At 63.2% G+C, this 12,608-nt stretch carries 8 protein-coding genes; 5 read left to right on the top strand and 3 right to left on the bottom strand.

The features are described from left to right. The first annotated feature begins 1 nt into the window (after position 1). The 4 genes from thiL to lon all read left to right on the top strand — a co-directional run bounded on the left by thiL (position 2) and on the right by lon (position 5,628). A complete protein-coding gene (gene thiL, locus F8A90_RS13030; RefSeq protein ID WP_200017412.1) occupies positions 2-1,075 on the top strand; it encodes a thiamine-phosphate kinase in 1,074 nt (357 codons plus the stop codon). After that, positions 1,072-1,545, top strand: a complete 474-nt coding sequence (locus F8A90_RS13025) for a phosphatidylglycerophosphatase A family protein (RefSeq protein WP_043331372.1) — start codon at positions 1,072-1,074, stop codon at positions 1,543-1,545. The genes thiL and F8A90_RS13025 overlap by 4 nt, the downstream gene beginning before the upstream one ends. A 115-nt stretch (positions 1,546-1,660) precedes the next feature. Beyond that, on the top strand, positions 1,661-2,941 hold the full coding sequence (locus tag F8A90_RS13020) for a DUF945 family protein (protein WP_166018813.1): 1,281 nt from the start codon (positions 1,661-1,663) through the stop codon (positions 2,939-2,941). A gap of 236 nt (positions 2,942-3,177) precedes the next feature. Next, positions 3,178-5,628 (top strand): endopeptidase La, encoded by a 2,451-nt coding sequence (gene lon, locus F8A90_RS13015; RefSeq protein ID WP_200017411.1) that lies wholly within the window; start codon positions 3,178-3,180, stop codon positions 5,626-5,628. Positions 5,629-5,746: 118 nt separating this feature from the next. On the opposite strand, the gene F8A90_RS13010 is transcribed toward lon, so the two are convergent. Further along, a complete protein-coding gene (locus F8A90_RS13010; protein ID WP_043331370.1) occupies positions 5,747-6,088 on the bottom strand; it encodes a YegP family protein in 342 nt (113 codons plus the stop codon). A gap of 428 nt (positions 6,089-6,516) precedes the next feature. Here F8A90_RS13010 and ilvD point away from each other — a divergent pair, with 428 nt between their 5' ends. Next, a complete protein-coding gene (ilvD, locus tag F8A90_RS13005) occupies positions 6,517-8,361 on the top strand; it encodes a dihydroxy-acid dehydratase (protein ID WP_107336223.1) in 1,845 nt (614 codons plus the stop codon). A gap of 170 nt (positions 8,362-8,531) precedes the next feature. On the opposite strand, the gene F8A90_RS13000 is transcribed toward ilvD, so the two are convergent. Together F8A90_RS13000 and F8A90_RS12995 are read right to left on the bottom strand one after the other, a co-directional pair. Next, on the bottom strand, positions 8,532-10,145 hold the full coding sequence (locus tag F8A90_RS13000) for a diguanylate cyclase domain-containing protein (RefSeq protein ID WP_200017410.1): 1,614 nt from the start codon (positions 10,143-10,145) through the stop codon (positions 8,532-8,534). Between the two features lie 830 nt (positions 10,146-10,975). After that, positions 10,976-12,544 carry a helicase HerA-like domain-containing protein gene (locus tag F8A90_RS12995; RefSeq protein WP_200017409.1) on the bottom strand — a complete coding sequence of 523 codons (1,569 nt, stop codon included), beginning with the start codon at positions 12,542-12,544 and terminating at the stop codon, positions 10,976-10,978. Positions 12,545-12,608 lie beyond the last annotated feature (64 nt).

Raw genomic sequence — 12,608 nt, 5'->3', positions numbered from 1 at the left:
CATGCCAGGTGAATTCGAGCTGATTGCCCGCTACTTCCAGCGCGATCTGTCCGGGGCACCGGGCGTGTTGCTGGGGCCGGGTGACGACTGTGCACTTCTTGCCGCCAGTGATGGCATGCAGATGGCGGTCAGTGTCGATACCTCGGTGGCGGGGGTGCACTTCCCGCCGGATGCGCCTGCGGCGTCCATCGGCCATCGCGCCCTGGCCGTCAATCTGTCTGATCTGGCGGCGATGGGGGCGAGTCCGCGCTGGGCGTTGCTGGCTCTGACATTGCCGGACGTGGATGAAGACTGGCTGCATGGTTTTGCGGCCGGTTTCCACGCGCTGGCAGAGCGCTACGGCATCGCGCTGGTGGGCGGCGACGTCACGCGCGGCCCGCTCTCCATCACGATCACCGTGCATGGCGAGCTGCCGTGCGTGCTCGAGCCTGCCCAGCAGGTCGACAGTGTGACCCGCCCGATCCTGCGGCGTGACGGCGCTCGCGAGGGGGACCTCATCGCGGTCACCGGCCTGCCGGGGCTGGCGCATGCCGGCCTCAAGGCCTGGCAGGATGGGGTCCGCGATGTGCTGAACCCCTGCCTGGCGGCCTACCTGCGACCTGAACCGCGCGTCGATGCGGGACTGGCGCTGCGTGAGCTGGCCAGTGCGGGCCTGGATGTCTCCGATGGCGTGATGGGTGATCTGGCACATATCTGTCGTGCCAGCCAGCTGTCAGCGGCGCTGGAGCTCGGCGAACTGCCGTTGGCGCCGGAGCTGATCACGGCGCTGGGCGAGCAGGGCGCCCGCGAGGCGGTCCTCAATGGTGGCGACGATTACGAGCTGTTGCTGACGCTGCCCGCAGAGAACCTCGAGGCGGCCAGGCTCGCCCTGCGCTCGCTCAACCTGTCCTTGAATGTCATCGGTCGCATGCAGGCGGCGGGCAGTGATGCGCCGCGCGTGATGCTGATGGACAAGGGCATTGAGCAGGCCGCGACGGGCCAGAGCTGGCAGCATTTCTCTGCCTCGCAGGCCTCTGAGCCAGACGGCTCCTGCGACGATGCATCGCCACGCAACGTAAACGGGGTGGCACCATGAATCGCGCTCCCGCCAGTGTCTGGCGGCGCCCCGTCCACTTCCTGGCCTTCGGGCTGGGCAGTGGTACCGCGCCCTTTGCACCGGGCACCTTCGGTACTCTCGCGGCAATCCCGTTCTACTGGCTGATGACCAACCTCACGCTGTGGCCGTATCTGGCCATCGTGCTGGTCGCGTCGCTGGTCGGGATCTGGATCTGTGATCGCACCTCGCGCGATCTCGGCGTGCATGATCACTCCGGGATCGTCTGGGACGAATTCGTCGGCTATTGGATCACGATGGCTGCCGTGCCATTCTCTTGGCAGGCAGCGCTATGGGGCTTCGTGGTCTTTCGGGTCTTCGATATTCTCAAACCATGGCCGATTCGCTGGGCCGACCGCCGGGTCGCCGGTGGCTTCGGCATCATGCTGGATGATGTCTTCGCCGGTATCTACGCCTGGTCGACGATGCATCTGTGGCTGTGGTTGCACTGACGTCTCGCTGCCTTGGTGGCGAGGCTCACGCACGTGTTTCACTGATGGAAGCAGATGCGACAAGAGGCACCGCGCAGACGGTGTGATGCTCCAATAACGGACAAGGGTTAATGCGATGGGCAAGGGACTGGTAACCGTGACGGCAGTGGTCGTCATCGGGGCAGCCGGCTATGTCGGCGGCGTGGCTTACTCGAGCCAGCGTTTTGAAGATGAGATGGCCCGCATGGTGGCAGAGCTCGACAGGAGCTCTGACATCAAGGCGACCCGTGAAGAGGTCGACAGCGGCTGGTTCGGCTCCACGGGCCGGGTAGAGATGGAGCTCGCCACCGGGGACGGTGAAGGTCCCATGCGCATCGTATTGCCTTATGAGGCCGGCCACGGCCTGCTGTCGACCAGCATGAAGGGCAACGTCAAGGTGTTGTACGGTACGCCGTCACGCGACGTCTTCGCCGAAGTGCTCGGCGATGGCAAGGCGATCGCCTTCGATGGCAGCGTCGACAACTTCAGCGGCGCCAGCGACACCACCCTGACCTTGCCGGCCTTCGACTGGCAGGACCCGGAGAGCGGCACGCGCATCGACTTCCAGGGCGGCGAACTGCTGGCTTCCCACGATGGCGGTGATACCCCGGAAATCACCGTGGATGGCGAGATCACGCCGTTCGATATCACCAATGGCGCCGAGAAGGTCAGCGTCGGTACCCTGAGCCTCAACGGCATCTATCGCGGGGCGGACAATGACTTCCGCCAGGACGACAAGATCGTGCTGGACACCTTGACCATCGACAACGGCACCGGTCAGCCGCCAGTGGTCGCCAGCGATATCCGTTACAGCGGCGAAACGCGCCTGGACCCGACCGAGCTGCGCTATCTGATGAAGCTGTCGGTGCAGGATGTCAGCGCGGGTGATCAGCAGATGGCCAGCGGTGATGTGTCCATCTCGATCGATCGTCTGCAGGGCGCAGCCGTCTATGACTTCATCACCCAGCTGCAGGGCTTGCTGGAAGAAGCGGGCAAGCCGTTCGAGGAGCTGAGCGAAGCGCAGCAGGTCGCCATGCTCGAGAAGGTCGAAGCGCCGCTGTTCACCATGCTGAGCACCTCTCCGCGCATTACGCTGGAATCGCTGAATGCCAAGAGCGATGCCTTCGGTGTCGACATGCAGGGGGATGGCCAGATGATTCTCGATGGTGCCGATATCACTGACCTGACCATCCAGGAGCTGCAGACCGTACCGGGTCAGCAGGCCTTCCTAAACCGTCTGAGCGGGCGTTTCGAATTCCGCAATGTACCGCCGATGATGGCCATGATGGCGGGTGTCTCTCCGCAGGCAGCCGACCGCAACCTCGTGGTCGAGATCGATGGTGACAGCGTGAGGATCAACGGCACCCCGATCTACTGAGGGAGATGCGAGGCGCCGGTGTCACGAAAGCTCAGAGATACCGCGCCGCGCAGTATGCCGGAAACGACAATGCCCGCCTCATGGCGGGCATTGTCGTTTCCGGGGGCGCATCTCGTGCCACCCTGAACACGCAGCGTTGCGCCTCCGGCGCGGCAAGCGTGCCTTGATAAAGTGGCTCACTGGCCGCATTGGGGGAGATGATCGCCTCAACCGAGGCCTGGTTTCATGAGGGTTGCATGCCACGTCACGAAGAGATTTCCGATAACGACGACATTCTTGCCGGCTTCGAGGATGACAGCCAGTCACAAGAGCCTTCTTCTTCCGCCTCGGGTGGGCTGGTGCCGAGTGGTGACCAGCTGCCGGAGCGCATCTACCTGCTGCCGATTCACAATCGCCCGTTCTTCCCGGCCCAGGTTCAGCCGCTGGTGATCAACAAGCAGCGTTGGGCCGAGACCATGCAGCTGGTCGGCAATACGCCGCATCATGCTGTCGGCCTGGCCTTCGTCGGCGATGTCGAAGTGGATGAGCTGGGGGTCGAGCACTTCCCTGAGATCGGCTCTGCCGTGCGCGTCCACAAGCCCGAAGACGGCGATGACCAGGTACAGTTCATCGCCCAGGGGCTGCGTCGCTTCCGCATCACGCGATGGCTGTCGCGCAAGCCTCCCTATCTGGTCGAGGTCACCTATCCGCGCGAGCCGGTCGATGCCGAGAGCGATGAGGCGCGCGCCTACGCGATGGCGATGATCAACGGCATCAAGGAGCTGTTGCCGATCAACCCGCTGTACGGTGAGGAGCTCAAGCAGTACCTCAATCGCTTCAGCCCCCATGAGCCAGGCCCGCTGACCGACTTCGCCGCTGCCATCACCTCGGCCAAGGGCGCTGAGCTGCAGGAGGTGCTGGAGTCGCTGCCGGTGATGGAGCGCATGCAGAAGGTGCTGCCCCTGTTGCGCAAGGAAATCGAGGTTGCACAGCTGCAGACCGAGATCTCCCAGCAGGTCAATGCGCAAATGGAGAAGCATCAGCGCGAATTCTTCCTGCGCGAACAGCTCAAGGTCATCCAGCGTGAACTGGGCATCTCCAAGGATGACCGCGAGAACGATGTCGATACCTTCCGTGGCCGTCTCGATGAGCTCAAGGTGCCGGAGCGCGTCCAGTCACGCATCGATGATGAGCTCGACAAGCTGTCGGTGCTGGAGACCGGCTCGCCGGAATACGGCACTACGCGCAACTATCTCGATTGGCTGACCTCGCTGCCGTGGGGCATCACCTCCACCGACCAGCTGGATCTCGCCCATGCGCGCAAGGTGCTCAATCGCGATCATGACGGGCTGGATGATGTGAAGTCACGCATTGTCGAGTTTCTGGCCGAGGGTACCTTCAAGGGCGATGTCGGCGGCTCTATCCTGTTGCTGGTCGGTCCGCCCGGCGTGGGCAAGACTTCCATAGGTCGCTCCATCGCCCAGGCGCTGGGACGTGAGTTCTATCGCTTCTCGATCGGTGGCATGCGCGATGAGTCCGAGATCAAGGGTCATCGCCGCACCTACGTGGGCGCCATGCCCGGCAAGCTGGTGCAGGCGCTCAAGGAGGTCAAGGTCGAGAATCCGGTGATCATGCTCGATGAGATCGACAAGCTGGGGCAGTCCTTCCAGGGCGACCCGGCCTCGGCGCTGCTCGAGGTGCTGGACCCGGAGCAGAACGTCGACTTCCTCGATCACTACCTCGATGTGCGCCTCGATCTCTCCAAGGTGCTGTTCGTGTGTACCGCCAACACGCTGGACAGCATTCCCGGCCCGCTGCTGGACCGCATGGAGCAGATCCGCCTCTCCGGTTACATCGCCGAGGAGAAGATGGCGATCGCCAAGCATCACCTGTGGCCGAAGCTGCTGACCCGCGACAACATTCCCAAGAAGCGCATCAATCTGAGTGATGCTGCGCTGCGTCAGGTGATCGAGGGCTATGCCCGTGAGGCCGGCGTGCGCCAGCTGGAGAAACAGCTGCACCGTATCGTGCGCAAGGCGGCGGTGAAGTTGCTGGAAGAAGAGCTTGCGACCGTGAAGGTCTCGGTCAAGAACCTCGAGGAATTCCTCGGCGCGCCGATCTTCCGTCGCGAGAAGGTCCTGGCCGGCGAAGGCGTGGTGACCGGGCTTGCCTGGACCAGCATGGGCGGTGCGACCCTGCCCATCGAAGCCACTCGGGTGCATGGCCTGACACGTGGCTTGAAGCTGACCGGCAAGCTGGGCGACGTGATGCAGGAATCGGCCAACATCGCCTACTCCTACACCCTGGCCAATCTCGAGGCCTATGATGCCGAGGCGGACTTCTTCAACGAGTCCTTCATTCACCTGCACGTCCCTGAGGGCGCGACGCCCAAGGACGGCCCCAGTGCCGGCGTGACCATGACCACGGCGTTGATGTCGTTGGCCAAGCATCAGGCGCCGCGCAAGGGGCTGGCGATGACCGGTGAGCTGACCTTGACCGGCCAGGTGCTGCCGGTAGGCGGTATCCGCGAGAAGGTGATCGCCGCTCGGCGCAGTGATATCTATGAGCTGATTCTGCCGCAGGCCAACCAGCGCGATTACGATGAGCTGCCGGAATATCTGAAGGAGGGCATGATCGTGCACTTCGCGGCGCGCTACGCGGATGTCTCGCGTGTGGTCTTCGACAATGACAGCGCACAGCGCCACTGACAGCGCACGGCGCAGAATGGATGGCGACATCCGACGAAAAGCAGAAGCCCCGCCAATCGGCGGGGCTTCTGCTTTTCAGTGGGGCGTCGTGTGTAGGCAGGCGCATGCTCGCGGGCATTCAGGCGGTATCGAGCTGTTCCAGCACGGCCGCCTCAGCGGCATTGCGCCCGACGCTGGCGATGCCGTTGTCGCGGCCGGATTCCGACTTGTACATCTGACTGCGACCGATCTGCTGGCTGTTGGCGGCCAGCAAGGTGAAATAGAAACGTCCGTCCTTGGCGACTTCCCGGGTGAAGCGTTTTTCTTCGACGGCATTCTTGCGCACGGACTCCACGCCGTTCAGGCAGCCGCGCTTGTCGGCATAGCCCTGACTCTGCAGGATCTTCTCGCCGTTGCCTGCCTTCAGTGCAAAGTAGAACTTGCTGTCCTTGCCCCGAGTGATGACGAATTTTCCGGCCATGGGTGACTCCTGTTCCTTGTGGGGTGTCTGGCATTGCCTGATGTGTCGTCCTTCAGTGTAATCAGCGCCTCCCGCCACAGGCCCACGCTAGAGGCCGCTTCATTCAACGCTGTCGGCGCCTGTCGGCATCTTTCGGGGCTGCTGATGGCGTGGGCGGTGCTATCTGGTAGGCAAGCGGGGGCGGTACATGACAGAATTGTCCCCAGGCTGACAGCGTAGACCCATGAGGTACGCGTCTCCTCTGGACACCAGGTGTGCGTACCCCGTGCGGGGCGCCGCCTGACCAAAACAGAAGCCGCTCCCGTTCGGAGTGATTCTGCAGCGGATTGCGCAGAAGCGCGGCGTCAGTTTGACCCTGCCAGGCGCGATTCCATGAATCAGTCCCTCTTCGCACAGGAGAGCGGCCAAGCACTATTGACGAGGACACCATGCCAGAGTATCGCTCCCGTACGACCACCGCAGGTCGTAACATGGCCGGCGCTCGCGCCCTGTGGCGCGCCACCGGCATGAAAGATGGCGACTTCCAGAAGCCGATCATCGCCGTTGCCAACTCCTTCACCCAGTTCGTGCCGGGCCACGTCCACCTCAAGGACATGGGTCAGCTGGTCGCGCGCGAGATCGAGAAGGCCGGCGGCGTCGCCAAGGAATTCAACACCATCGCGGTCGATGATGGCATCGCCATGGGCCACGACGGCATGCTGTATTCGCTGCCGTCGCGTGACCTGATTGCCGATAGCGTCGAATACATGGTGAATGCCCACTGTGCGGATGCGCTGGTGTGCATCTCCAACTGTGACAAGATCACCCCGGGGATGCTGATGGCCGCCATGCGCCTCAATATCCCGGTCATCTTCGTCTCCGGCGGCCCGATGGAAGCCGGCAAGACCAAGCTGCTGGATCACGGCCTCGATCTGGTCGATGCCATGGTCATCGCCGCCGATGACAGCGTCGACGACGAGACGGTTGCCGAGATCGAGCGCAGCGCCTGCCCGACCTGTGGCAGCTGCTCGGGCATGTTCACGGCCAACTCCATGAACTGCCTGATGGAAGCGCTGGGTCTGGCATTGCCGGGCAACGGCACCGTACTGGCCACTCACTCCGATCGTCGTCGTCTGTTCGAGAACGCCGGGCATCGCATCGTCGAGCTGGCGCGCCGTTACTACGAAGGCAACGAAGAGCACCTGTTGCCGCGTGCCATCGGCTCCCGCGCCGCCTTCGCCAACGCGATGACGCTGGATATCGCCATGGGTGGCTCGACCAACACCATCCTGCACCTGCTGGCCGCCGCTCAGGAAGCCGGTGTCGACTTCACCATGTCCGACATCGACAAGCTGTCCCACAGCGTGCCGCAGATGTGCAAGGTGGCGCCGAACACCCAGAAATATCACATCGAGGATGTCCATCGTGCCGGCGGCATCATGGGGATTCTGGGCGAGCTGGATCGTGCCGGTGTGCTGGATACCTCAGTGCCGACCGTCTATGGCGACTCGCTGTCTGCGGCGCTGGAAGAGTGGGACATCATGCGTTCGCCCACTGATGAAGTCGTCGAGTTCTATCGCGCCGGGCCGGGCGGTATTCCGACCCAGACCGCCTTCTCGCAGAGCGCGCGCTGGCCGAGCCTGGATGGTGATCGCGCCCAGGGCTGTATCCGCGATTACGACCATTGCTTCTCCACTCAGGGCGGCCTGGCCGTGCTGTACGGCAACATCGCCCTGGATGGTTGCGTGGTGAAGACCGCTGGCGTCGATGACTCCATCCTGGTCTTCGAAGGCCGTGCCTACGTCTGCGAGTCCCAGGATCAGGCGGTGGAAGACATCCTGGCCGACAAGGTCAAGGAAGGCGACGTCGTGATCATCCGCTACGAAGGGCCGAAGGGCGGACCGGGCATGCAGGAAATGCTCTACCCGACGTCCTATCTCAAGTCCAAGGGGCTGGGCAAGGCGTGTGCGCTGCTCACCGACGGCCGTTTTTCCGGCGGTACCTCGGGCCTGTCCATCGGCCACGCGTCTCCGGAAGCGGCGGCGGGCGGTGCCATCGGTCTGGTCGAGCATGGCGACACCATTCTGATCGACATCCCGAACCGCACCATCAACGTCAAGCTGAGCGACAGCGAGCTGCATGAGCGCCGTGAAGCGATGGATGCCCGTGGCAAGGATGCCTGGAAGCCAAGCATCCAGCGCAACCGTCGTGTCTCCGCCGCGCTCAAGGCCTATGCCTTGCTGGCGACCTCTGCTGACAAGGGTGCCGTGCGCGACCTGAGCAAGCTGGACTGAGAATCGGCTTCAGATATCTGACCCGGTCTCTGAGCAGGCCTCTGCGCTGAGACACCGCGCAAGCCTGTGTGAGTCAAACGACAACGGCCACCCTTCGGGGTGGCCGTTGTCGTTGATGGGGATGTGCCTGAAGGGCATCCGCGGCAGGCCGCATCCACGAAAGGCGCCACTCAGGGCAGGTCGGGCGAGGGGAAGCCGCTCGGGGCCTGGGGGCTTGCGAAGGTGTCCGTCGGAATGACCGGCTCAAGCTCCAGGAAGCGCACGCGATTGCGTCCCTGGCGTTTGGCCTTCTTGAGTGCGTGCTGGGCGCGCTCGCAGAGCTCGAGCCGGTTGGCCAGCGTGAGCGTATCGGGCGCCGGGTGATAGCAGGTCAGCCCGATGCTGCAGGTGACCGGCCCGTCGAGACCATGCAGTTCTGCCGTGGCATGGCGGACGCGCTCGGCGAGGATGATGGCGCCGCTGGAATCTGTCTGGCCCAGCACCGCAATCAGCGAGCCATCATCACGCTGGCTGAGCAGGTCGCTCTTGCGTGTCGCGTTGCGCAGGATGGTGGAGACCTGCTGCAGTGCGCGGTCTCCTGCGGCGCGGCCGTACTGGCGATTGAAGTCGGTAAAGGCATCCACGTTGAGCAGCAGGATCGACAGTGGCTGCCCGTGGCGTGCACTGCGTGCTATCTCGCCATCCAGCTGTTGCTCGAAGATCTCGGCGGGCAACAGCTTGTCCAGCACCGACGGCACGGCCGGACCCGGGGGCGCCATGCTGGCCAGCTTGTGCCGCATGCGGGCCAGGCTCTCCTCGTGGGAGCGCTGCTCGCTGAGGTCCTGGTGCTGGCTGAGAATGACGCCGGAGTGGCTGTCGATCACATCCAGATGCAGCATGACTTCGATGATCTGCCCCTGTCTGCCCAGATAGCGATGCGGCTGCTCGAAGTGGGTGATCTCGCCGGCCTGCATGGCCAGAAGCGCCTCCTGACAGGCCTGCATGTCAGCAGGGTGGGAGACATCCTCCAGCGCGCCGCGCTGCAGTTCACTCCTCTCCGTCCCCAGCAGTTGGGCCAGCGCCGGATTGAGACGTGTCCAATGGCCATGGAAGTCCATGATCGCCATCGGGAGCTGGCAGCGCGAGAACAGCAGCTCCATCTCCTGGTAGGCGAGGCGCAGGTTGCTCAGTTCACTAGTCAGCCGCTTGCGCGCATTCTCACGATCGATCAAGCCTCCCAGCAGGCTGGCCAGTGTCTCGACCAGTGCACGATCGCTGACGCTGAAATCTGCCGCGCGCGGTGAGTTGTCGCCGAAGCAGACGGTGCCGGTCAGACGGCCTTCGGTCCATACCGGGGCGGCGATGTAGCTCTGGAAGGGCATCGACTTGAGGGCCGGATGAGCCTCGAGTGCTGGCGTGGTCGCGATATTGGCGTAGGCGATGCAGCCTGCCTGCTCAACGACTTCATTGCAGAAGGTCTCGTTCAGCGGTGCGATCGCGCCCTCGACCTTGCCGGGCGGCGGGTTGACCGCCGCCATGATTTCATAGCGATTGGCCTCAGCGTGGCCGAGGATGCCGGTGGTCATCCCCAGCAGGCGGCAAGCGGTCACCAGGTACTCTCTGAGCTGTTCGCTGAAGGTACCCGCAGGCGCGAGTGTCAGGGTAAACAACGCTTGCAGCTGGGCAGGCCCGAGATTCTCATTGAGGAAGACAGTCGCGGCGGCGGCTTGTGGTGAGAGCTCTGGGGTATCAACTGGACTCGAGTACCCCGAGGAGGGTGGCCGTGCGGGCGGGGTGGGCAGCATGTGACATCCTTATCTTGCATGTTGCGGGGAGAGGAAATGACCAAACAGTGAGTATGGCGGTTGAGAGCGATGAACGGGTGCTTTGCCGGGCCAGGAAATCAACTGTTCATACACGTAAGACTGGTGGGGCTTTTCGAGGTGCGGCTGGATTAGAGACATGTCAGGTCGTGAATCTGGTAGAGCCACAAAAGAAACGGGGAGGCCGGTCGATGGCTGATCGACGGCCTCCCCGACAAGTTCTTTCTCTGCCCACCATGATGCGTCGTCATGCGTGGCAGAGTCTGTGTGCCGCTTGTCCTGTCATCCGTGTCCTGTGCCGTTTCACACCTGATGTCACCGGTGGGGCAGGCAGGATCCCGCTGTTGTCATGCGTATCGTTGTTGGCTCAGGCGGCTTCTGCCAGCTGAGGTTCCGCTGTCGCATCCATATCGATGGCTTCCAACGCCAGTTCGATCGAGAACCAGTTGTCGTTCAGCCACAATTCCAATGCTTCATTGCTCATGCACATCGTCAAGTCTCCCCGAGAGTAGTGGCAAGCGCGTGTGTGTCATGGTGTGCTGCCGGTAAGCAGCAATCATCAGTATGGCGTCTCCTTGCCGAGAGCGAATGAAGTTTGCGCGACGATATGATGTCAGCAGCCTTGGATAGCGAAAGCAGGACATCACCCATGGTCAAATGACCATGGGTGATGTCCTGCTTTTCGTGAAGGATGAGTCTCTCAGTCTCGAGAGCTTGCTTGCCGGGGGAAGCTTCTATTTGCCAAGGAGCGCTTCAGGCTGTTGGCGAGTCGGCAGGCTGTTGGCGTGGTATCAGACTGAAAGGAGCGAGCCTCAGCGGCGAGTGAAGGAGCGCAGCAGGCTGCGAATCAGGGTCCGTCCCAGCTGTGACCCCAAGGCGCGCATCACGGACTTGAGCAGGGTCTCCATGACGCCCTGACGCTGCCTGCCACCGGAGCGTGGGGCGCTTTCGGCCACCGGACTTGTTTGCTCGGAGTCGCGGCTGGCAGCGGCTTGAGCGCTTCCATCATGTTCTGCAGTAGACGGCGTGGTGTCAGGCGTTGCCGCTGGTGTCTCCTGTGGCCGAACCTGGGCCGTCGCCGAGCTCGTCAGTTGCGCCTCGAGACGCTCGTGAGCCGATTCACGATCTATCACCTCATCATAGCGACCGGCCAGTGATGAGCTTGCCAGCAACGCTGTGCGCTCGCTGTCACTCAACGGGCCTATCCGCCCACGCGGCGGCGCGATCAAGGTGCGCTCCACCTGGGTGGGCGTGCCCTTGCTGTCGAGCACCGAGACCAGTGCCTCGCCCACGCCCAGCTCCGTGATTACCTGAGCCGTATCGAGGGCCGGGTTGGGGCGGAAGGTCTCGGCAGCGGTCTTGACGGCTTTCTGGTCGCGTGGAGTGAAGGCGCGCAGGGCATGCTGGATCCTGTTACCCAGCTGGCCGAGCACGTCATCGGGGATGTCGGCGGGGGATTGGGTCACGAAGTAGACGCCGACCCCCTTGGAGCGAATCAGGCGCACCGTCTGCTCAAGACGCTCAAGCAATGCCTTGGGTGCGGCGTCGAACAGCAGGTGAGCCTCATCGAAGAAGAACACCAGCACCGGGCGATCGGCATCGCCGCGTTCGGGGAGGGTGCGAAAGAGCGTCGACAGGAACCACAGCAGAAAGGTGGTATAGAGGCGGGGACTCTGCATCAACTCACGCCCATCGAGCAGATTGATGAAGCCGCGTGTCTGGTCTCCCTCGCCCGTGGTCGCCAGCATGTCATTGATGTCGAGCGCCGGTTCGGCGAAGAAGCGCTCGCCGCCCTGGGTGGCCAGTACATGCACCCGGCGCAGCATGGCACCGAGGCTCTGGGGGCTGACACTGCCATAGCGCTCCTCGAAGCATTCGCGTTCACGCTCGATATGCTTGAGCAGGCTGATCAGGTCCTTGAGGTCGATCAGCTCCAGTCCTTCACGCTCGGCATGATCGAAGGCCAGGTACATCAGGCCACTCTGGGTGTCGTTCAATTCCAGCAGGGTCGACATCAGCTCAGGCCCCATGGAAGCCACGCTGGCGCGCACCGCATGCCCGCTCTTGCCGAACAGATCCCACAGCCTGACGGGCGCGGCCTGAGGCTGCCAGTCATTGATGCCGAGGCTGGCGAGGCGTTCATCGACGCGTGGATGCGGGGCACCCGCCGCGGCAATGCCCGAGAGGTCGCCCTTGACGTCGGCGGTGAACACCGGCACTCCCATGCGCGAAAACTCTTCTGCCAGCACCTGCAACGTGACGGTCTTGCCGGTACCTGTCGCGCCGGCGACCAGACCGTGACGATTGGCCAGTGCCCCGGCTAGCGTGATGTGGCCCTTGGGTCCCTGTCCTGCGAGTCCCCCGATCAGCACGTCTGGCATGTGAGTCTCCTGTCATTCAGGTGGTGGCGGTGCCTGCAGAGGGAGGTGTGGCGACCACTGCCGA

Source organism: Cobetia sp. cqz5-12 (genome assembly GCF_016495405.1).
Taxonomy (GTDB): domain Bacteria; phylum Pseudomonadota; class Gammaproteobacteria; order Pseudomonadales; family Halomonadaceae; genus Cobetia.
This window is presented reverse-complemented; position numbering and strand designations above follow the sequence as displayed.